We start from the raw sequence: 21,770 nt of genomic DNA, 5'->3' as shown, positions 1-21,770 counted from the left end.
TTTAAAAAGACGTGATTATCTTTTTGCCTTGATACGAGCAGCTTTACCAGTAAGACCGCGCAAATAGAACAATTTAGCACGACGTACTTTACCTACGCTGTTTACTTCAATTTTTTGAATGTTAGGAGAGTTTACAGGGAAAATACGCTCTACACCAATTCCGTTAGAAATTTTACGAACGGTGAAAGTTGCGTTTGTACCTTCGCTGTTTAACTGAATAACCACACCTTGGTACACCTGAACACGCTCTTTATTTCCTTCGCGAATTTTATAATGAACGCTGATGGTATCTCCGGCTTTGAAAGCGGGATTTTCATTCTTTACAACCGCTTGTTCTTCTACAAATTTTACTAAATCCATGATTCTGAGTAATTAATAACGATATTTAACCTGTAAAAATCGGAATGCAATATTACAGCTTTATTTTGATAATTGAAAATTCTTTTTTAAAAATTCTTCTTCTTTTACAAGAATGGTTGCAAAGGTAGGGAAATAAATTTGTAATTATATATAATGGGTAAAAGAATTTTGTTAAAATACAAGGGATCGGTTGGGTTAAAAAATAATTAACAATAAATGAGTGGGTTAGGAATTATTCTGAAAAAATACTTGACAAAACTATTTTTCGCCGTATATTTGTGCCACACAAAACAAAGGTGATACCTTTTCGGGGTGTAGCGTAGCCCGGTATCGCGCCACATTTGGGATGTGGAGGTCGTAGGTTCGAATCCTGCCACCCCGACACAAAAAAGCTCGACTTTCGTCGGGCTTTTTTTGTGTCCGGGTGTGGCAGATTCGAACCGTGGTTCGATCCGCAGGAGGCTCAGGGCTGTGGTGGGGGATAGCGGGGCTGAGCCAATCCTGCCACCTACCATCTCTGACGGATAGTGGCGAACCTGTGCGAGTTATATGTGTCAGCCAAACCTATTCCTCAGCTCTATCGCTTTGGATACGGGTACTCCAATTTAGGATTTTCATCCAATAACAACTCCTACAGCTTTTTGATAGGGCCAGCCGATCATTTGGATAGGATATGCTGACCTCTTTACGTTTTACCTGTTTGTTGATATATGATTATAGAGATGAGTTGACTAATCTTTTTGTAAATTAGTTTCGCAAAATCAGATGTATGTTATCATTATTAATCAACCATTCACAAAACAAAATTCCGAAAATATGAACCATCATGAACAGATAGAAATTCCTTTGAGTAAAAGGAAAATGATATTAACCCTCTTGGGGGCATGTGTTTTTGTTGTTCTTGGGGGATTATTCGTTTTAAACCCTCAAAAGTTCACTAGTATAATAATGAGAAATCCTATTGTTATTCTAATTTCAGGAATAGCTTCTATATTATTTTTCGGAATTGTAGGAATATCAATCTTTAGAAAATTATTAGACAAAAAACCAGGTTTAATAATCAATCATGAAGGAGTAAATGATAATTCAAGTGGCGTTTCAGCAGGATTTATTCCGTGGTCAGACATTCGAGAAATCAAAGTTTCACATGTGTTTAATCAAAAATTTTTATTGTTTATTGTAAACAATCCTGAAGATTATTTGGATAAAATTAAAAACCCCCTAAAACGTAGCGCTATGAAAATGAATTATAAAAGTTATGGTTCCCCAATTAGCATATCTTCAACCGTATTACAGACAAACTTTGACGATCTATCAAAGGTATTAGTTGAAAAATTGAAAACCTATAAACAATAAATAATAACGAACAGCTAAAAGGGGTTGGCACAATGGCGGATTAAGTGATAATTTGAAAGGTTCGTCTTTCCAATACGCCACTATCACTAATACGCGGATCGTTAAAAAAAATATCGAGGTGAATCTAAAATCAATATTATGGAATTAAAAATATTAGTTTTGATATTCCCAATCATTTTTATGATTCATGATTTTGAAGAAATAATATTTTTCAAGAAATGGATTCTTCGTAACGAAAATGAATTGACTCGAAGATTTCCTAAAATTGCAAACAAATTTCTTCCGCATTTTAAAAATATTTCTACTTCGTCTTTTGCTTTAGGGGTCGCAGAAGAATTTCTAATTGTATCCATTATTTCAGTCTTTGCAATTATGAATGAGGATTTTAAATTATGGTATGGAATATTTATTGGATTTTTCATACATATCATAATTCATATTATTCAATGGATAATTTACCGGAAATACATACCATCAATAGTTACTTCATTTTTGGTTTTGCCATATTGCTTCTACACTCTTGAAAAATTAAATGAATCCAAATTATTAGAACTAAGTGATAAAATATTATGGGGAGTAATAGGTTTCGTAATCGTGATATTAAACCTATTATTGGTCCACAAATTGATTGCAAAATTTGAAAAAATGCAACAGATAAAGGATCAATAAGCCATCTGCTAACTTTGCATTGGCAAAATTGCGGTGTGACGACTAAGTTGCAACCCTCTGCATATCTAGGCCACTGAATATGTTTCCTGTTATGTGATGTTTGAAACCAACTTAATAGAATAATCAACCCTACCCCTTCATTTCTACCCCTGAAATTTTCATTATTTTCACCCTATTAAACAAAATAATCCCTATCTTTAAATCACCTGAAAACCAATAAGTTAAAAACATCTACTCCTCGCCAAATTTTGATAATTCCTTAGCGAATTTGCGCATTACTTGATATTCTAAAAACGTCCACACGCTCTTGTATTATTAATTTTTCATCAAACCCATCCCATTTTTTTCATTTTGATTATTGCCGAATGCTGCCAAAACCAGCTTAACCCACTCGTGGACTTTGTTCGAGTCCCGTCCGAGGTGCGTTCGAGGTGTAGCCGTACTGGACACGTGCTATAGGCACGCTCTCACCACGCTCTCAGTACGCTCTCACCTCGGACTCACCTTAGACAAGGTCCACACCAAGGTAATAGGTATTTGTGGCCGATAAAACCGAAAATCTATGTCTATGGATAGATGAAGCCCGATTTTGTGAAAAATGCAAAAAACGGGTGAAAGGCTACGTATCCGTACCCAATATGAAGGTTTTTCGAGTTATTGGCCAAATAGGTGGGATGGGGTATTTTCAGTAGGATTTCAACAGGATTTCAACAGGATTTCAGCAGAAATTGAGCATACAACATGGCATCTTTTCAATCATCATTTTAATGGGCACATCAGAATGATTATATCCTGTTTTTGGAACTGGGCTTGGTCTATTGCGGTGTTCGCCAATTGATATATTCATACAGTTGCAACCCCTGTGCAGGTTGCACCTGTATGATAAGCCATCCAAGGGATGGTATGGGGGATCTAATTATATCCCGATAAATTGTTGCCGATTCTGTTCGCATGACCTGGATCCAACGGCTCTTGGCTAAGCGTAAATTCGCTTGCGCACCAGCTCCTACAATAGCACATTGACACCGAAACTGATATTTGCTCCCGGCAATGGAGAAACATATTTCAACCAGGAATTTTGCGGTCTGGCTTCCTGATTGAGCAGGTTATTCCCTGCGATATGGTATTCCACCTTTTGTTTCATGAGCTTGCCGGAGTAACTTATTCTGGCACTTAACAGGGAATAGGCCGGCATGGCTGGTTCGACGCTTAAATTCTTGCCCAGAAACCGTTGTTCCAGGTATCGATCCAATGCCACATAAAAATAGATGGCTCCGTAGTTCACCTTGCTGGATAGACCGAATCTGCTGGTTGGCATATTCGGCATGTAGGCACCGTCATAATGGTCCCGCATCTCATCCTCCGAACGGTTTTCATTCTTTACCAGGTCGAAATAACCGCCAAACTCCCATGACCTCTTATCGCCGAATCGAAGTATATAACTGGCGTCTCCCTCGAAACCCTGCACTTCCGTATCTGCGGCGCGCCATTCCTTCACGATAAAATTCATGCCCCTGGAGATGCCGGTGTGGGCGAGGTACAGGTAATCATTGTAGTGGGTGTTGTACCAGCCCAGTGAAATCTTGAGGTTCTTCAGGTTGAGGCCGCCATTCAGTTCGATGCCGTTTGCTGTTTCCTTGTTCAGTCGGTCGTCCCCGTTCTCTTCAATGAGGATGGCGAAGTGGTTGTTGCCCGAATAGAGTTCGTTTACCTCGGGCGCCCGTTCCGAATGGTTGAAATGTCCTTCCAGGAAGGCGATGTCCGTGATGTTGAATTTCAGGCTTCCACTGAATTGATTCAGGTGGAAATCACGCTCCCTGAATTCCCCGCCGGCCATGCCGCGTCCCGTTTGATAGGCCGCGTCGGGAAATGCTTTTCGTTTTACCTGATCATGGCGGTAGCCCAAGGCCAGCGTAGCGAATTGGTAGGTCAGTTTCTGCATGGTGAAGAGTCCCAGTTCCCGACTCAGGGAATTGGGCATATACCGAAGTCCACCCTTGCCGGAGATATCCGCTTGTGCGAAGTCGACTCCGGTCGTTCCGCTCAGGATATGGAAAGGTTGCTGCTCGATCTCCATCCGCAGGGCATGCCGCTTGGTCTCAAATGTGTTGGCCTGATAGATGTCCAACAACTCCCGATCGCTTCCAAATTGACCGCTGTAATCCAGTTTGATGCTGGATAGGCCAAGCTGATCCACCTGATACTGGGAAGCCAGTTTCAGTCGGTTGGAAATGCTCTTCATGTTGATCGGCAGATAGGTCACCGGATGGGTATGTCCGGCATGGCCATGGTTGTGCTGCGGGGTATGGAAGGTCCAATAGCCGGGGATCCCGTATTTGCTGAATTGGGTTTCATAACCCACGCCGAGGAAGAAATCCTTCCGGATGTAGCTTGTTCCTGCTTGGAACGTGTATTGCTGGGCATGGCTATTCGGAATCAATCCCTTCTCCGGTTTTACATAATCCGCAATGCTATTGACGTAGGCAATGCTGCGGTCCTTTTCCGGGTCCTGCCCTGGAATAAAGGCATCGTTCCTTGGGTTTGGCTTTTCCATCTGATCCTCTCGGTCGTAATACGTTTCCTTGAACGTGTATTTATCTTCTTCACTTAAGTCGGTATTTCCCTGGGCAAACTGATCGAGCACATATTGACTGAGGTAGGGGAATATGGTGGTATTGAGCTTGTGCCCGGCATCCACATGCAACTGGGCCATTCCTTGTAGGAAACTGTCAAAAGCGATAACCTTCGGATCATACACAAAGTCAGGTTTGGTATTCCCGGGGATTCGGATCTTGTCGATCTTCATGTGCGATCCTGAAACATGCCAGGCCCAATTTTTTTTATTGTTGCCCTGCGCTTGGAAGGCCTGCTTAAAGCCATTGTTGGTGCTGCCTTCCAGCTGTACGCGTGCATTGAAGGCAACCGAGTCCATTTTCTTGGGAATGGTGCGGCCTTCCACATTCAAAGCCCCACCAATGGCCCTGCCGCCATACAGAACCGCGGCGGATCCCTTATGCACCGTAATGCTTTCGACATTGTCCATATCGATGCCCATGTTGAAATTGGGACTGTTGCCCGAAAGGTCGTTGATGCCCAGGCCATTGCTCATGACCTTGATACGGTTTCCGCTGAGGCTCCGGATGACGGGAGCGCCGGCAAAGGGACCGAAATAACTGTTCTGCACGCCGGAAATATGGCTGACAGTTTCGCCCAGTGTGTGGGCTTGGATATCCTGGAGGGTCCTGTGGTCGATTTTTACCAGGTTGCTTCGTAAAAGCCGATGGCCCAGGATGTCGATGCCTTCAATTTTAAGGTTCGCCAGACTGTCCTTGGCGCTGCGTTCCTGGGATCGGGAAAGTAGGGGGAGAGCAAAGCATCCTGTAAGCAACAGGATGCATTTCAGTTTCTGCATGATCAATGGGATTTTAAAGAACGATTCGTTAGTAGTGGCCGTTTATTTTAATCGCCTTCTTTCATCGCTAAGGTCAGGTCCGTGAAAAGCACCATGCCTGTTGTTAACACGGCCTTCGTGTAGATCTTATATTGACCAGCTTGCAGTGTTTTGTTGGTTTTGACGGTAATAATGCCAAGGTCGGCCTTTATGGCGAATAGCTTGTCCGTATCCTCGAATGGCTCGCCATCCTTTTCGATCTTAACAATGGAGAACGATGAACGGTATTTCTCCGGATAAAACACGGGTTTCTGGCTCTGGAATCCTCCGTATAGGGAAATATTCAATAGGGGTGTCTTCACGGTGATGTCGTATTCCGGGTAATAGGAGCCATAGAAGAATTTGATCTGTGGAATGAAGGTCACCTTTAATTTGCGGCTCGCAACGGGGAATCCATCCTTGATCAAGGCAGGTTCCACCGTGTAACTCTTTTCTTCCAAGTTGCTCAAGTTGCCCGTGCTGCTCGGAAATACGAGTTGGTTGTCCGAGATTTTGATACCTGTACTTGCGGCGGATTTCGGAAGTTGCAGCTGGCTGCCTTCAGGTATTTTGACAGTTGAATCCAAAGCAATAAAGGTTTCCTTATTGCTGAACAGCCGGTAGGTAAAGGCATTCGCTGAGGTCTGATCCACATCCTGGAAGGTAATCTTTCCGGGCAGGATCTTGAATGAAAGGTCCTCCTCCTTGAGGATATTTCCGGTATTGCTTTTTGCAATCACCTTCACCCTATAAATCTCCGGAATAATGACGTCGGAACTAACGGATGTAGCCCCATTTGGAAAGAGCAGGCCGGTCTGGATCTTTAGGTCGCCCTTTTCCTGATGTAGGGTCACGGCCTTTTCCAACGTTTGCAGCAGGTTCCCATTGTGAAGTTTAATGTTCTTGGTCGCTTCATCAAAGGCTAGGGAATACGTGATCTTATCCGAATTGCCAGTGGGGGAGGAGATATGGATGGTCGTATCATTTCCGTAGGGTATGGATAGATCCGTAGGTATAACCAGATCCACCTGTGGTACATGTTCTGTTTTCTTGCAGGATGATAAAAATAAATAAAGGATTAAAGTTGCGCAGAAAAGCGGAGAAAGGGGCTTAATATATAATCTCATGTGTAATTATTGTTATTTTGGACAAAATTAATTATTATATATTTATATTGCAACAATGTTGCTTTAAATAATTGTAATTCTAATTTGAAAGTTGTATTTGCCTTAAAATGGTACGTGTGTGTATGTTTATGCTAAATTGCACCAATATATTTCCTTGTTGGATGGATATATGTTTGGTTATGTGTTAATTGTTTGTTAATAATATGTTTAATCAATATTTTCTGGTTGTATTTTAACAGATAATCGTTTACATTTAGAGAAAAATTTCCGTTGTGTTGAATCAACAGTATTTTTTATCGCTAACCAATCGGAAATACCTAGTTCACGAATAATTTTTATCCATGAGGAAGTTTAACTGTATTGCTGTCCTAAGTTGTTTTTTGCTGATTTTCTGGCGTTGTGGAACAGGGAATGAAATTATCGACCCTGAAGGTCCGCCTGATCCGGAGAAATCGCGATATGAACTTGCTGTAAAACTCGACCAACTAAAGTTCGATCATTTCCAGCATATTTCTCCTACTGGGCAGGTTTCCCAATTGAAGGAAACGGAGGTGGAGAAATACTTCGGAAAAGATAAGGCGTATGCACTTCCCCTAGAGATCAAGGCGACCAAAGATTCCGCTTTCTTGGTGAAGCACGGCGGGATTACGGAGGCCTACAAATCGAAATGGGAAGGAGGAAAGCTATACATTTCGATGGCCGCCGATGATCAGTGGGAATTACTTGGCGAACGCGGAAAGGACACCGAATTTAAGACCAGCCTGAGCTTTTACATCGTAAGGAATGAACAGCCTTCGATGACCAATATCGCGAAGGGGCATGTTTACAATCTGGAGAGTTATAAAAGCTTAAGGACCAGCGCGTCCATGGAAGTGTATTGGTTAACATATGGTTTGTTGTATAAGTAAACGGATAGTTATGGGCAGAATGAAGAAGAAAATTTTTGTTTTAACTGTTGTACTGATGGTCTGCTTGGAAGCCTTCAGCCAAGGAAAAGCAACAGTGATAACGGCTAAGGCCCCAGAACAGTTGTATCTGGGTGCGGTCTTGGATAAGCAGTCGATCAATACCGATACCTACCGCAGGCTGGATATCATCCAGGATGAGCTGCAGGTCAGCTTCAGCATTCCCGGTGTGCGCAGTATGGGGGTTCGGTCAAACTCGGAGTCCATGAACCAAGCGATTCAAGCCGCCGTGCAGAAAAATGGAGGCGTAGGGACACAGGAAGTATCCTTCAGTGCTGGCATTACGGAACTGCAGGATTACAATCAGCTACCGATATATTTTGGGCAACAGATCAATGTGGCCAATTGGTTTGCTCTCTCTGAAAAGAGACGTAAACAAAAATCCGCCTTTGTTCTCCAACTGGAGCGGATAGCCTTCACAGTGGATATGGACCTGCCACCCACTGGCCAATTTAAGGTCAATCAGGCTTTATTGGATAAGGAAGCTGCGAAAGATCTGGTCTACATTAATTCCCTGAACTATGGCAGGAAAGCGATCGTCATCATTGAGTCAGCACTGGCTCCAGAGGTGGTTCGTCCGGCATTTAATCAGGCGGTAGCACAGAAGCCACTGAGCGAAAAGGAACAGCGTATCCTGGCGAATTGCACCTTTCGTGTCATCAAGATCGGAAACAATGAAGGGGCAACGCAGAACACAGTAAATCCGTTGCTGGATGCCCTGCAATTCGTGGGCAAGAAATTCGACCTGAAAGATTATGGGGTGCCTATTTCTTTTGGTGCGGCCAATTTCTTGGACCATAGTATGTTCGAGAATCAATTTTAACACAGGTAGATGAGCAGGGGTCGGGAGAACGATTTTTTGCGTCAATCAATGTTTGGGATTTAGTCGATAGGAAACTGTAATATGGGCTCCCATTTCCCTGAAACGATAACTGATGCCGTTCAGCTTATGGATGGTCAAGCGTGGAGTTATATCAGTAAACGCCTGCACTTCGACCATAAACTTGTTGCCGATCGGCATAAATGCGCCAATGTGTGCCCCAACCTGAAAGGGATAGGTGTATTGTGGGTAGTAGTTCCATGATGTTCCCAAGTGCTTTCCCAATAACCCATTCCTGCTGTTTTCGTAGGTTCGTGGAGAGGATGGGTTTTCGGACAATTGATAGTAGAAATCGGGCCCTAATGAAAATCCAAGTCTATCGAAAGGTTGGTAGGTGAATGAAATGGGTGCATGCAGGGACCAATAATCGATGCGTTTGCTGGTATTGAAGGGCGGTAGGGTCAATAGGTCATCGGGTCTGTAATCTCCTGTTAAATTTAAAAGTTCCGAGGAAACATTAAAGCCTCCATTGCGAATGTGCAATCCGGCCCGCCACCCTAAGTGGCTATGCCGCGAAAGCTGATCTGATAGGGCGAAACCAGCACTGATCATGTATGAGGATTGATTATGATTCACATAAGAAACATCGTACGTCCTCATTCCGAAATTATGAATATCAATATCCATGGCATAGCCAAAATTTCTGACATCGCTCACGCCGGGTGTTATTTGAATATCGATAGCTGGGCGGAATTGAGCAAATAGTGAATGGGGAGCACACAGCGCTAAAAATAAAAGGAGGTGCAGCATTTCTCCGTTGATACTTGATTTCATAACGCGATTTTTTAACTTACGGTTTGTTTATCGTTAATTTAATAGAAAATTTACTGGTAAATCCTATTTTTTTTATCTTAAATGCTTAATCAGCTTTTGGGTAGACAAGAGACAGTTTCCAATTTATTTGTCTTGGGATAGCTGTTGCAAAACATTCTCTATATTTTCCCGTTTTATTGGTAAAGATTTAGACTATGCTGACATCAATTTGCCCAAAGCTACCCATGCGGGATAAGCTGGCGACAAAATCATTTTACATCATCGAATTGGGTTTTTCGGAGGCCGGACGCGAAGATTTCGAAAGTTACCTTATCCTGAAGAAAGACCATGTGGAATTGCATTTCTTTTCGTTTCAGGAGCTGGATCCGTTGGAAAACTATGGCCAGGTGTATATCCGCACCGATCGGATCGATGAGCTCTATCAAGATTTTCTGACCCGCGATGTGAAGATCCATCCCAATGGTAATCTCGCTGTCAAACCGTGGGGACAGAAAGAATTCTCCATTCTTGATCCCGACAGCAATCTTATCACTTTCGGCGAAGCGCAGTAGTTTGTTTTTTTACCAAATGGTAATTGCCGTCCAATGGCCATTCCTGTTCTTTGTGTAAACAAGACAAGGCTACATTCTTGGTTCAATCAGAAATTGAATACATATTTTATCATGCTAATTCTAGGGTTAATTAGGTAAGAATTCTGAATATAGCCGTTATTATGAATGGAAAAAGTATTATAATTTTTTTTATTAAAGATGTTGTTAACAATTAATTCTAATTCTGAACTTAATTTAGGGAATTTCCAGTTGGCAGAAAAGTCTACGAAATAATAATTAAAGGCATCAGATGATTTTTGGTTTAAGTATATGGATTCAATTAACGCTTTCAAATAAAATATTTTTGAGGTTGAAAATGTTAAACTAGTCGAACTTTTGATTTGATTCGCATTAAATTTGGTGATCTTATCTTTTGCTGAATGAGGACGAGATTCTGTTTTGAAATAATTTAAATCAAATTTTTGAGCCACATCTAAAACTTTAAACAGTTGAAAATCCAGAGACGTTGACAAGGTATAATTATCATTACTAAAATGATATAATTCATTATTGTAAAAATTTTCCATTTTTATACCATTCCATCCGGTCTTAAGGGATATTGTTGAAGCCAAGGAAAAAAGGTATTTACTTATGTTCGCATACACAGATGCAGATTTCACTTGGTTTGCGTAATCAATTTGCAAATGCTTTTGAACATTGTTTTCAAACACAACTGTATTCAATATGTCACTGCTTGCAATAGAATAATTACCCGCAATATTGGCAAATACCATTTTTAGAGGCCGCTTTATCGAATAATCAAGCAAGAAGCTATGCGTCTTACGACTCCAAATCTTAAATCCACTATTTTGTTGAATTGTTCGATGATTAAGAATCAAAGGCCCCTGATACAAAGTCCTGATATCGTTTATTGACTGCTTTATATTATAGCTTAAATTTATTTTATCCTGAATATTAATTTGGTGTTCAAGGGCGAAATATGGCTCTATGAGCAAAAATGATTTGTTTCCCTCTTTATGTTGATTTTCTTCTTTATACCTAACAAAGGCATATCGAATAGGGATATTTAACGTTACTTGCGAATTCTTGTGTTTGTATCGAAACCGTGAATAGATGCTTAAATTTGATTCACCTAATTTCAGATTATTATTTTCTAACCCATCGTGATAATTTGCTTCTATACCTAAACTATCAATGCTATTTAGTTTTGAGTACAAGCGTTGACTGGTATGACCCAATTCTACCCCATAATTCTGTTGTATTTTCTTATTTCTTAAAGTATAAACCGCATTTACTGAATTAGAGAATAGATCCCTTCCTGATTTTTGATTTAGGGAATTCGATAAGATTTCATTAAAAAATATGGGTTCAAAAATATTTGGGTCAAATAATATTTCTTGTGGCATTCTTTTTTTAGTAAGCTGCCAATTAACGCTAAGAATATTTTGATTTTTCAACTTAGGAATGTAGTGCAAATTATTGGAAATTAAATGCGAATTACTCCTCAGTGTTTGATTAAATGTCGTGACTGAATTGTTTATGTCAGATAAATCATTTTCGACTTCTGTGCTAAATTTGAAGTCATTTTTCAGGTAAAAATTTAATTTATTCATTTCTGCATAAATATCCACCCCCAATCCTTTAGCGAGGTTATTTCCAAATTGACTTTCTCTAAGCGTTACAGTGTCATTGACTATGAAAAAATTATTAATTCCTTCAAATTCAGTTCTCCTGTTTTGAATGTGCGTATTTATATTACTTCTTACGAATAAATCGTTTTTGAAGCGATGTGAATTATTGGCCGTAAACATACCTGAATTGTTCATGAAATGGCGTTTTCTCTGGATAGGAGGATAGGAAACGGTTGAAGAACTAACCAACTTACTTGGTACAGATGGGCCACTTAATAAGTCCGTTAATGCTAAAGTCAAATCATCACCAACATTATTTCCTTTTAGCGAGTTTAACATTTTTATCTTCTTGTTAAGCAGAAGTGTATTGATTTCAATGTCATACTTTACCGGTGTACCAATACCAACTTTAGTCATTCCATTTAATTTAGTTTTGGCATCTTCTTTTATTTCTAAATTTATTGCTACTTCATTTGAATTATATTTGTCTTTATTCACCTTTATATGCTCATGATTGGTGTAAACATTAATGTTTTTTACAATATCATGTGGTATAGTTTTACTTCCTATGGCATACTTTCCACCCAACAGGTCATCTCCGTCAATATAAAAATTTGAGATGGGCCTATTGTTAAACCTTATTTCTCCATTATCAGCTACCTCAAAACCAGGCATACGTTTTAACACATCGCCAATATTTCGATCTTCAATTTTTGAAAAACCTTCAACGTTATAATGAAGTGTATCTCCTTTTTGGTTTATTTTCGCAAATCTTTTAATATGGACACTATCTATCAGATTAGCTTCTTTTTCTAAAATGATTTCGTATTCAAATAGTTCGGGATCAAAAGCAATAAGCTTCTTTCCATAATTTATATGGGATATCAGGAGCTCTAACTTATTTAAGGAGATGTTTTGTGCTAATACTAGTTTGAATTTTCCCTGACTATCGGAAGTTGTGAAACTAATAATTTTATTAGTTTCAATAGGCTTGATCGATATTGTAGCAAATGATATGGGTTCATTCTCATTTGTTTTAACTGTTCCTGAAATAGCATGTTTTTCTTGAGGAAATATTGATAAGCTCCAGAAAACAAGATATATAATTGTAATAATCCGAAACAAGTAAATCATCAAATCAATTATTTACCAATTTCAATCGGATTATTTAATACTTTCTCTTTAAATCCCTCTCTTTTTTGGTGTCCAACCGAATATTCTGTAATGATTGAATTGTCTAATTTTAAACCAAATGCCCCTGAAGCTTTAGCGGAAGATACGGCAGCTTTCCTGGCGGCAATAGGATTTTTTTTAACCGAATTAAAAGTTTTTTCGAATTTTTCTTTGGTTGTGATAATCCCGTCTTTTGGAGATATAATCTGCTCCTCATTTTGACTATCTACTAATTCAAATTTGTTGAATTTCCAGGAAACCTCATTATTATCGTCATAAGCTTCGAGGATTAATCCAGGCAAGCCAAGTAGTTTCCATGGACCATAGGGGTAGGGTATTTCTGTGGTGAACCATGCGTAATAGAGTCGTCCTCCAAAATTTGATTTTGCTAATTGACAATCGAATCCACCTATTTTTTTTGTGCCATCGAGAAGTTCCCATGCTAAATCCGGGAATGCATCTTCAATGACATAATAAGTATCAAATAAATGACTAAATAGAAAGCTTTGACGGTTTTTAAAGTTATGATAATACTCATACTTTGAAATATTTTTTTGTATGGTTGGAAGATTTAATACTGCAGCACCATTTGAATTAACTTGTCTATTAGGATTAAATATAAAATCATTAACGGCTTCCCGTATAGCTAATGTCGTCACATTTTTTTGAATTGTGGCTTCTTGAGTTAGGTAAACTACAAGATCTTCTCTATGCGGATTTTCAGGTTGGTTTCTATCATCAACATGCTCAAATTCATAGTAAACTTTTGAAATGACATTTTGAGCTAAGCATGTATTTTGTTTAATACTGATGAATAAAAAGACAATAATTTGGATTCTAAATACAAATAATTTAGGAAAAAGTCTATTCATAGTTTATCCTTTATAATCAAAAAATTCAACTTAATTTTTCAATAATTGGTGGTGTGACTTTATTAATGGTTAATGATATAAATATATACTTTTTGTTTTTAATCATCCTAAAAATTTTATTTATAAATAAGCTGTTGAAATTTCTGTTAACCTCTAATTGGTTTACTTGAGGAATTTATTAGCCTAACTTTTAGGTTTTTCTCAATCTCACGTATAAATTGTAAGCTCGAATAATTTTAGTGTGGGTTATGAGTTATGAAGGTCAATTTGTTCTAAACAAATAGGGGACAGAAAGAATTCTCCATTCTTGATCCCGACAGCAATCTCATCACTTTCGGCGAAGCACAGTAGTTTGTTTTTTTACCAAATGGTAATTGCCGTCCAATGGCCATTCCTGTTCTTTGTGTAAACAAGACATAAGGACATGGAAAATTTCATCAATAAGAATGTACTGCTGACTGGGATTAGTGGATTTTTGGGCTCGCATACAGCGATCGCCCTGTTGAATAAAGGCTATAGGGTTATCGGTACGCTGCGCGATATGAATCGTGCAGAAAGTATACGTGAGGTTATTGCCCAGCATACGCCACATGCTGATCGGTTGCAATTTGCGGAAGCGGAGCTCTTGGATGCGGAGGTATGGAAGTCACTGACCAAAGGAATGGATTATGTAGTTCATGTAGCCTCGCCGTTTCCTCGGGAACTGCCCAAGGATGAGAACGAACTGATCGTTCCCGCGAAGCAAGGGACACTGCATGTGCTGGAAGCTGCGGCAGCCAATGGTGTGAAAAGGGTCGTCCTGGTCTCATCGATCGCAGCGGTAGTTTATGGGAAAAAGGAAGCAGAACTCGCAAAGGTGTTCACCGAAAAGGATTGGACGGATGTCACCAACCTTCAGGATACCGAACCTTATTTCCGGAGTAAAACATTAGCGGAAAAAGCAGCTTGGGATTTTGTGGAGCGTACTGGCAGAGGCATGGAGCTGGTGAGTGTTCTGCCTGGCGCGATGTTGGGTCCGGTTCTGGAGAATGATTATGGTACTTCTGCCAATATCGTTGTCAAAATATTGGCAGGAAAAATGCCAGCCATGCCCCATATTGGCTTCGAAATTGTGGATGTTCGAGCGGTAGCGAAATTGTTGGTGCTCAGTATGGAAGCTCCTCATGCCGATGGCCAGCGTTTTATGGCAACCGCGGGCCCCATGACCATGAAGGAAATCGCAGCTACGCTTAAGCACCATTACCCGAACAGAAAGATCAGCACTAGGGAGATGCCGAATTTTTTGGCGAAACTATTGGCTGTTTTTGAACCGTCCCTAAAACCGGTGCTCCTGGATTTGGGCAAAACGAGAAAGGTTAGGGGTGATCGGGCAGTTAAGGAACTTGGGTGGAATCCAGGATCGCCATCGGATGCCATAATTTCCTGTGCAAAAAGCGTCCTGGATTTGAAAATCGTACAATGATCATGGACAGATTAAAAGCAATGTTAGGCTTTGGAGCCATTTTATCGGAAAGAGATATCGCCATTATCCTTGAACATTTCCAGGTGCGGGTATATAGGTCGGAGGATTATTTCTTGGAATATGGTGAGGTTGCGCAGGAAATTGGATTTGTCGAAAAGGGCATCGTGCGGATCTATAAACCGGACCGGGATGGAAATGAGGTCACGAAGTACTTTTTCAGGGAAAACCAATTTTTCACGGATCTGGAGAGTTATTATTCCGGAATTCCATCTTCCGAGGCACTGCAGGCCGTCGTCGATTCGGAAATCTATGCGATACGAAAAACTGTCATCAATAAACTGACGGAAGAAATTCCCAATTTCTTTATTTTCCTAAAGACCATTACAGAAGCAACCTTATTGAATAAGATCAAGGATAATGATTTCTTGAACTTTGGCGATGCAAAAACCAAGTACCGGGAATTTTTAAGTCGCTATCCCGATCTCGCTCTGCATATTCCGCAACATTTTATAGCTTCCTACTTGAAAATTACACCGCAATCGCTGAGTAGGATCAGAAGGGAAATCGCTAAAAAAGGATAGAAGGGATCCCTCTGGACTAACCGATCCCTTAAATTTCCTCAAGTTTGTGTTATTAGTTTTATTTGCCAAGTAAAAGTTAAGCTACTTATTTGAAAATAATTTTTAGGGATAAGTTTAAGCTGTTCATGTTCCGCTATAACATTACATTTTAAGAATCGAGTTTTTTATTCTAGTAAATTTTGGTAAATCTGTTCTTTTGAAAATTATATTTTACCGATGCTAAACATTAACTATCCAAAATGGTTTAAAGTTTCCGTAAAATCGGGCTAATTTTAAGAATATCAAGTTAAAATTATTTTTATTTTAAAATTCTTTTTGAGATATTGTTGGCGGATTATCCACAAAAACCAATTCGTTTTATTTAATCGCGCTAGTTACCTAAAGATGAGTAATATCAATATCGATAGAGAGTTGTTCGGCAAATACTATAAAGCCCTGTGCTATTACGCGTGGGATATGGTAAAGGACACTGATGTTGCGGAGGATCTTGTTCAAGATGCCTTTACGGCATATTGGAACCATAGGGATGAGGTGGCGAATGAAGAACAATCAATTAAAGCTTTTCTCTATTCCAGTATCCGGAATGCCGTTTTCAATAGAAGCCGCCATCAGAAAGTTGTCGATAAATATTTCAGTCGTTTGGGATTGACCGAATTGGAAGAAGCAGATTATGACCGGAAGATCATCACTGCAGAATTCTATGCGGAATTGAACAGGATTTTGTCGACCCTTCCTACCGGCTGCCGGCAAGTCTTCCACCTCAGTTACATGGAGGAACTTTCCAACCAACAGGTAGCTGATGAATTGCACATTTCCATCAATACCGTAAAGACCCAAAAACAGCGGGCATTGAAGGTTATCCGCCAGAATTTGAACCCTGAATTCATGGTCCTGTTTCTAACTTTATATTTCTGTTAAAAAAATATTAAATTTCTTGTCACCCCTTTTCATGGTTTAGGTTTCTTACTCTTAAATTATGAATAACCAATCTTTCTTAATCGCTGAATTATTAATCAAAAAGCTGCGTCATGACCTGTCGGAGCAGGAAGCGCTCGTGCTTAAAGCATGGGCGGAAGCCGATTCGAAAAATCAGGAGCTTATGGATAGCCTTTTGGAAAAGGCGAACAGTGCTTCCGATCTGGATGTGTTCGATGCCTTTGATGAGGAAGCGGCATTTCAAAGATTGACGGCTCCTGCGAGAAAAAAATCATTTGCCTTTTTAGGATACGCAGCTGCTGCCCTGGTCGCATTGGCGACATTTTCCCTACTGTATTTCAAGAATCAACAGCCCGAGGTTAAGAACGACCGCTTTGTAGCAGTGTCCGATAACCGCCATGCAAATGACGTAATGCCTGCGGAAGTGGGTGCTTATATCGTCCGCGGTGATGGAGAGAAGGTAGAGATCGATCAGGACATTGTTCTCTTGAACGATGGTAAGATTTCCAACAAGAACGGCGAGGTGGTTCTGGACGAAGCGACGGCTTCCGTACAGAATACTTTGGTTGTCCCTGCTGCCCATTTCTTTGCCCTATCCTTGAATGATGGCACCAAAGTATGGGTCAATGCCAATAGTGAACTGCAATTTCCATCGCAATTTGCCGGTGCCGAACGTGTCGTAAAATTGAAGGGTGAAGCCTATTTTGAGGTCGCCAAGGATGCAAAAAAACCATTTATCGTGGAGAGCAATGGTGCCAAGATCAAAGTATTGGGCACCCATTTTAACGTGAATTCCTATAACCAGCAGCTTCGCGCAACCTTATTGGAAGGTAGAATAGCCGTTTCCAATGGCCTCGAAGAAAAAATAATTTTCCCGGGTCAGCAAGCACGTGTGCTGGAAACGAAGATGATGGTCTCCCCAGCGAATTTAACCAAAGATGTGGCTTGGAAGAACAATGTCTTTCTATTCAAAGCCGACAATATCGTCCAAATCGCACAGCAATTGAAGAACTGGTACGATCTGGAAATCTCATTCGCCAATGATGTATCCCTTACGCAGACCTATACTGGGGAAATCAAGCGCGATGCCAAGCTTTCCGAAGTGTTGAAGATGTTGGAATATGTCAGTAACCTGGACTTTAGAATTAACCAAAATAAATTACTGATCCTAAATAAGAAATAATATGAATAGATGATTACTAAGAACCAATGAAATTAAAAAGTAAACAGAGGTGTTGCAGCACCCCTGTTTTATGAATTAAGCTAACGAGAAAAATAACCATTTACATTAACTCAACTAATCAAATGTATGAATAACTTAACATTTGGCAAAGGGCGCCGTGGCCAAAACTATTCGCCTTTTCCAATAATTTTCCGGATTATGAAAATTACGACGGCGTTATTACTTGTTTGTTTTTCCTTTGCCTATGGTACTGGAAAAGCACAGAAAGTTACGCTCAATTTGCGCAATGCAAAATTAGAGGATGCCTTCAAGGAAATCTCTAAACAGACCAACTTTAAGTTTCTGTATAACGATGCAATTATCAATAAAGCTACACGTGTTAACGTAACGCTTACCAATGCACCGTTGAAAGATGCTGTTGCCGAGCTGTTATCCAATAACAAATTGGAGTATAAGATCATCAATGAAACCATTACCATCAGCTCAAGTACAGGTGCTGGAGTAGCTGTAGCTGCAGTTCAGAATACAGTACGTGGAGTTGTTCGCGATAGCGATATGAATCCTTTGGCTAACGCATCCGTTTTGGTGAAAGGTACTGCTGTAGGTACAACAACAGACGCAAATGGTCAATATACTATTGCCGCTGCAGGAAATGCTACCCTAGTAGTACGTTATGTTGGCCATAATTCAGTTGAAGTTCAGGTTAACAATAGAACGGCAATCAATTTTACACTAACTGCGATTGACAATAAATTGGAGGAAGTTGAAGTTGTCGCTACGGGTTATCAAAACCTAAACAGAAAATTCTTTACAGGATCAGCAACAGCCGTTAGTGCAAAAGATGCTGAACGAGCTGGTGTACCTGATGTTTCCCGTATGTTGGAAGGTCAAGTTGCCGGTGTTTCTATGCAGAACGTTTCGGGTACATTTGGTGCCGCACCGAAAATCCGTGTACGTGGAGCTACTTCACTATCCGGAGATAACAAACCACTTTGGGTAATCGACGGTATCATCTTAGAAGATGTTGTGAACATCTCCAATGAAGCTCTTGCTACAGGAGATATGAATACCCTGTTAGGTTCATCCGTGGCGGGTCTGAATCCAAGTGACATTGAAAGCTTCAACGTGTTGAAGGATGCTGCTGCAACGGCAATGTACGGAGCACGTGCCATGAATGGGGTAATTGTCGTGAATACCAAAAAAGGTAGAAACTCCGACGGTAAACCAATGATTAACTACACTGGAAATTTAACGACATACATTAAGCCGGATTATTCTCAATTTGATGTGATGTCATCCTATGACCAAATGGCCGTAATGATAGAATTGCGTAACAAAGGATTCTATCAAATTCCTAGTGCATCGCGAGGGGCAAATGGCGGTGTTTTCTATAAAATGTACAATAAATTTTATGAGTACGATCCAAATACCAAAACTTTTGGCCTGAAGAATACAACGGAAAGTCAAGTTGATTTCTTAAGCCGGTATGCCAATGCAAATACCGATTGGTTCGATTTATTATTTAAAAATTCCTTAGTTCAAGACCATTCCATCAGTATTTCGTCCGGTACGCAGAATGTACAGAACTATAGCTCTGTTTCCTTCTTGAATGATCCGGGAATGACAGTTGGGAATGATGTGAAAAGGTTCACTGGAAATTTCAGGACGAACTTTAAAATCAGTGAGAAATTAAGCGGTGAGATTATTGGTACTGGTAGTATTCGTGACCAAAAAGCTCCTGGTACACAAAATCTGCAATCTGACCCAGTATATGGTAATTACTATAGGGGATATGATATCAACCCATATAATTATGCTTTAAGTACAAGTAGATTAATTACACCTTATGATGAAAATGGTAATTTGGAATATTTTGTTCGCGATTATGCGCCTTTCAACATCCTTAACGAAGTTGAAAACAATTACGCAACATTAGGCCAGATTGATTTTAAAATTCAAGGGGGATTAAAGTACGAATTCATAAAAGGATTGGCTTATTCCGCAAATGGTGCATTCCGTTATACGCGTAGTGAAAGCGAGTTGTATCTTAAGGAAGGATCGAATTATGTGCAATCATTCAGAGCTTTGGATGATGCTACAATCGTTGGTTCAAATGGCAGATTATATAAAGATCCAGATCTACCAAATGAAATGCCAGTAAGCGTTTTACCTGATGGCGGATTCTACAATATCAACGGTGATAACATGAAGTTCTTTTATTTCCGTCATGATTTAGAGTACAATAAGGAATTTAACAACGACCATAGTTTGAACATATTTGCCAATATGGAGGTGAAAACTACGGATAGGCAGAACAAATTCTTTGATGGTGTTGGCTATCAATATGAAAATGGAGGTCTAGTTGCTCCTTATTATAAATATTTCAAAAAGGCACGTGAAGAGGGTAAATCGTATTTCGGCATGCAGAATGGTTACGATAGATGGGTTGGTTATAGTATGCGGGCCGCATATGCCTATAAAGATAGATACAGAATCAATGCGACAGGTCGTTATGATGGATCCAATAAAATGGGACGGTCAAGAACAGCTCGTTGGTTACCAACTTGGAACGTATCTGGAGCATGGTTAGTGAATGAGGAATCTTTCTGGCCAGAAAATAATTATGTGAATGCATTGACCGTTCGTGCAACTTACGGTTTAGTCGCATCAATGAATGGTGGCGCAAATTCTGCAGCATTATTCTATAATCAGATTGCACGTCGTCGTGAAATCGTGGATCAAGAGACGTTGACCTACATTTCAAGTTTGGAAAACTCTGAATTAACTTGGGAAAAGTTAAACGAGTTTAACTTGGGTTTCGACATGAAACTTGCAAACAACAAAATTGACATGACGATTGACCTGTATAAGCGTAATAGCTATGACCTGTTGGGGAATATTCAAACATCAGGTATTGATGGTCAGTTTACCAAATTTGCGAATTATGCGGATATGGAAGCAAAGGGGATCGAGGGTTATATCGGTGGCTATCCTATACGCAATGATGAATTTACTTGGAGAACGAATTTCAACTTTGGCTACAACGTGAATAAGATTACGAAGTTGGATATCAATCCGAATATTTGGAGATCGGTTTCCAATACGGGTGGAGCGGTTTACAATTATGCGCAACGAGGTCTTTTCTCCATTCAATTTACAGGTTTGGATCCAAATTATGGATACCCAAGTTTTATCAATACAGCAGGTGAAGAGGGGGAATATATCAATTTGCAATCCGATATTCTTGAAAACCTAAAATATGAAGGTCCAACCGATCCAACATTTAGTAGTGGATTCTATAATGCATTTACCTACAAAGGATTTTCATTAAGTGGATTATTGACATTCTCTACTGGTAATAAATTACGCCTTAAACCAACGATCAGAGCGAGCTATGATGATATGAGTGTCATGACTAAGGATATGTTGAATAGATGGATTATGCCGGGTGATGAAAAAACAACTAATATTCCTGCATTATTAGATCCATTAACGCAATTGCAGATCATCAATGATACGGGAGGTCAGGTAAACGTCAGCTATCCATATAACGCTTACAATTACAGTACTGAACGTGTGGTAAATGGTCACTACTTAAAATTAAAGCAAATTATCTTGGGTTATTCATTGCCTAAAAACATTTCGAATTCGCTTCGTTTGAACAATGTGAGCTTCAATTTGGCTGCTAACAATGTATGGACAATTTTTGCTGATAAGCGCCTAAATGGTCAAGATCCAGAATTCTTCGCGAATGGTGGTGTGGCTTTGCCTGTAGCAAGACAAATAACCTTTTCATTAAAAGTTGGATTATAATACTGGG

Annotated in this window: 16 protein-coding genes and 1 tRNA gene; 11 read left to right on the top strand and 6 right to left on the bottom strand. The window is 39.9% G+C overall.

The window, feature by feature from the left end; translation table 11 throughout:
* Window positions 1-15 precede the first annotated feature (15 nt).
* Window positions 16-360 (bottom strand): 50S ribosomal protein L19, encoded by a 345-nt coding sequence (rplS, locus tag G6N79_RS17295; protein ID WP_103905853.1) that lies wholly within the window; start codon window positions 358-360, stop codon window positions 16-18.
* Between the two features lie 308 nt (window positions 361-668).
* Between rplS and G6N79_RS17290 the strand changes: the two genes are divergently transcribed.
* From G6N79_RS17290 to G6N79_RS17280, 3 genes are all read left to right on the top strand, one after another.
* A tRNA-Pro gene (locus tag G6N79_RS17290) sits at window positions 669-742 on the top strand.
* A gap of 434 nt (window positions 743-1,176) precedes the next feature.
* A complete protein-coding gene (locus tag G6N79_RS17285) occupies window positions 1,177-1,716 on the top strand; it encodes an STM3941 family protein (RefSeq protein ID WP_103905930.1) in 540 nt (179 codons plus the stop codon).
* Window positions 1,717-1,854: 138 nt separating this feature from the next.
* Window positions 1,855-2,385: an HXXEE domain-containing protein gene (locus tag G6N79_RS17280; RefSeq protein ID WP_103905852.1), complete on the top strand. Its 531-nt coding sequence runs from the start codon at window positions 1,855-1,857 to the stop codon at window positions 2,383-2,385.
* A gap of 1,006 nt (window positions 2,386-3,391) precedes the next feature.
* On the opposite strand, the gene G6N79_RS17275 is transcribed toward G6N79_RS17280, so the two are convergent.
* Together G6N79_RS17275 and G6N79_RS17270 are read right to left on the bottom strand one after the other, a co-directional pair.
* A complete protein-coding gene (locus tag G6N79_RS17275; RefSeq protein WP_103905850.1) occupies window positions 3,392-5,797 on the bottom strand; it encodes a TonB-dependent receptor in 2,406 nt (801 codons plus the stop codon).
* Window positions 5,798-5,844: 47 nt separating this feature from the next.
* The gene (locus G6N79_RS17270) at window positions 5,845-6,942 is read right to left on the bottom strand and encodes a hypothetical protein (RefSeq protein ID WP_103905849.1); all 1,098 of its coding nucleotides are present in this window, start codon (window positions 6,940-6,942) and stop codon (window positions 5,845-5,847) included.
* Between the two features lie 341 nt (window positions 6,943-7,283).
* Between G6N79_RS17270 and G6N79_RS17265 the strand changes: the two genes are divergently transcribed.
* Complete coding sequence (locus tag G6N79_RS17265; RefSeq protein WP_103905848.1) at window positions 7,284-7,850, top strand: hypothetical protein; 567 nt, start codon at window positions 7,284-7,286, stop codon at window positions 7,848-7,850.
* Window positions 7,851-7,869: 19 nt separating this feature from the next.
* Complete coding sequence (locus G6N79_RS17260) at window positions 7,870-8,730, top strand: thiol-activated cytolysin family protein (RefSeq protein WP_103905847.1); 861 nt, start codon at window positions 7,870-7,872, stop codon at window positions 8,728-8,730.
* A gap of 45 nt (window positions 8,731-8,775) precedes the next feature.
* Here the strand turns inward: G6N79_RS17260 and G6N79_RS17255 are convergent, their stop codons facing one another.
* Complete coding sequence (locus tag G6N79_RS17255; protein ID WP_146060597.1) at window positions 8,776-9,561, bottom strand: outer membrane beta-barrel protein; 786 nt, start codon at window positions 9,559-9,561, stop codon at window positions 8,776-8,778.
* Between the two features lie 194 nt (window positions 9,562-9,755).
* Here G6N79_RS17255 and G6N79_RS17250 point away from each other — a divergent pair, with 194 nt between their 5' ends.
* Window positions 9,756-10,112 (top strand): bleomycin resistance protein, encoded by a 357-nt coding sequence (locus G6N79_RS17250; RefSeq protein WP_103905845.1) that lies wholly within the window; start codon window positions 9,756-9,758, stop codon window positions 10,110-10,112.
* Between the two features lie 86 nt (window positions 10,113-10,198).
* Here the strand turns inward: G6N79_RS17250 and G6N79_RS17245 are convergent, their stop codons facing one another.
* Together G6N79_RS17245 and G6N79_RS17240 are read right to left on the bottom strand one after the other, a co-directional pair.
* Window positions 10,199-12,877 (bottom strand): peptidase associated/transthyretin-like domain-containing protein, encoded by a 2,679-nt coding sequence (locus tag G6N79_RS17245; RefSeq protein WP_103905844.1) that lies wholly within the window; start codon window positions 12,875-12,877, stop codon window positions 10,199-10,201.
* Window positions 12,878-12,885: 8 nt separating this feature from the next.
* Window positions 12,886-13,788 (bottom strand): GLPGLI family protein, encoded by a 903-nt coding sequence (locus tag G6N79_RS17240; protein WP_103905843.1) that lies wholly within the window; start codon window positions 13,786-13,788, stop codon window positions 12,886-12,888.
* 424 nt (window positions 13,789-14,212) lie between these two features.
* Here G6N79_RS17240 and G6N79_RS17235 point away from each other — a divergent pair, with 424 nt between their 5' ends.
* The 5 genes from G6N79_RS17235 to G6N79_RS17215 all read left to right on the top strand — a co-directional run bounded on the left by G6N79_RS17235 (window position 14,213) and on the right by G6N79_RS17215 (window position 21,763).
* Window positions 14,213-15,250, top strand: coding sequence for an SDR family oxidoreductase (locus G6N79_RS17235; RefSeq protein ID WP_103905842.1), 1,038 nt, complete (start codon window positions 14,213-14,215; stop codon window positions 15,248-15,250).
* Between the two features lie 2 nt (window positions 15,251-15,252).
* A complete protein-coding gene (locus G6N79_RS17230) occupies window positions 15,253-15,831 on the top strand; it encodes a Crp/Fnr family transcriptional regulator (RefSeq protein ID WP_160003683.1) in 579 nt (192 codons plus the stop codon).
* A 384-nt stretch (window positions 15,832-16,215) separates the two neighbouring features.
* Window positions 16,216-16,749 carry an RNA polymerase sigma-70 factor gene (locus G6N79_RS17225; protein ID WP_103905840.1) on the top strand — a complete coding sequence of 178 codons (534 nt, stop codon included), beginning with the start codon at window positions 16,216-16,218 and terminating at the stop codon, window positions 16,747-16,749.
* A gap of 58 nt (window positions 16,750-16,807) precedes the next feature.
* Entirely contained in the window at window positions 16,808-17,950 is a 1,143-nt protein-coding gene (locus G6N79_RS17220; protein WP_103905839.1) for a FecR family protein, read from the top strand.
* Window positions 17,951-18,148: 198 nt separating this feature from the next.
* Window positions 18,149-21,763, top strand: a complete 3,615-nt coding sequence (locus G6N79_RS17215) for a SusC/RagA family TonB-linked outer membrane protein (RefSeq protein ID WP_160003681.1) — start codon at window positions 18,149-18,151, stop codon at window positions 21,761-21,763.
* The last annotated feature ends 7 nt before the right edge of the window (window positions 21,764-21,770 follow it).

This window comes from Sphingobacterium lactis (genome assembly GCF_011046555.1).
Classification (GTDB): domain Bacteria; phylum Bacteroidota; class Bacteroidia; order Sphingobacteriales; family Sphingobacteriaceae; genus Sphingobacterium; species Sphingobacterium lactis.
Note: the sequence above shows the minus strand (reverse complement) of the source record. Positions and strands in the feature narration are given on the sequence as shown.

Coding starts and splice junctions, on each gene's coding strand:
- G6N79_RS17250 (WP_103905845.1), top strand. CDS start 9,756: ATGCTGACATCAATTTGCCCAAAGCTACCCATGCGGGATAAGCTGGCG.
- G6N79_RS17245 (WP_103905844.1), bottom strand. CDS start 12,877: ATGATTTACTTGTTTCGGATTATTACAATTATATATCTTGTTTTCTGG.
- G6N79_RS17235 (WP_103905842.1), top strand. CDS start 14,213: ATGGAAAATTTCATCAATAAGAATGTACTGCTGACTGGGATTAGTGGA.
- G6N79_RS17260 (WP_103905847.1), top strand. CDS start 7,870: ATGAAGAAGAAAATTTTTGTTTTAACTGTTGTACTGATGGTCTGCTTG.
- G6N79_RS17215 (WP_160003681.1), top strand. CDS start 18,149: ATGAAAATTACGACGGCGTTATTACTTGTTTGTTTTTCCTTTGCCTAT.
- G6N79_RS17220 (WP_103905839.1), top strand. CDS start 16,808: ATGAATAACCAATCTTTCTTAATCGCTGAATTATTAATCAAAAAGCTG.
- G6N79_RS17265 (WP_103905848.1), top strand. CDS start 7,284: ATGAGGAAGTTTAACTGTATTGCTGTCCTAAGTTGTTTTTTGCTGATT.
- G6N79_RS17275 (WP_103905850.1), bottom strand. CDS start 5,797: ATGCAGAAACTGAAATGCATCCTGTTGCTTACAGGATGCTTTGCTCTC.
- G6N79_RS17285 (WP_103905930.1), top strand. CDS start 1,177: ATGAACCATCATGAACAGATAGAAATTCCTTTGAGTAAAAGGAAAATG.
- G6N79_RS17255 (WP_146060597.1), bottom strand. CDS start 9,561: ATGAAATCAAGTATCAACGGAGAAATGCTGCACCTCCTTTTATTTTTA.
- G6N79_RS17225 (WP_103905840.1), top strand. CDS start 16,216: ATGAGTAATATCAATATCGATAGAGAGTTGTTCGGCAAATACTATAAA.
- G6N79_RS17270 (WP_103905849.1), bottom strand. CDS start 6,942: ATGAGATTATATATTAAGCCCCTTTCTCCGCTTTTCTGCGCAACTTTA.
- G6N79_RS17280 (WP_103905852.1), top strand. CDS start 1,855: ATGGAATTAAAAATATTAGTTTTGATATTCCCAATCATTTTTATGATT.
- rplS (WP_103905853.1), bottom strand. CDS start 360: ATGGATTTAGTAAAATTTGTAGAAGAACAAGCGGTTGTAAAGAATGAA.
- G6N79_RS17240 (WP_103905843.1), bottom strand. CDS start 13,788: ATGAATAGACTTTTTCCTAAATTATTTGTATTTAGAATCCAAATTATT.
- G6N79_RS17230 (WP_160003683.1), top strand. CDS start 15,253: ATGGACAGATTAAAAGCAATGTTAGGCTTTGGAGCCATTTTATCGGAA.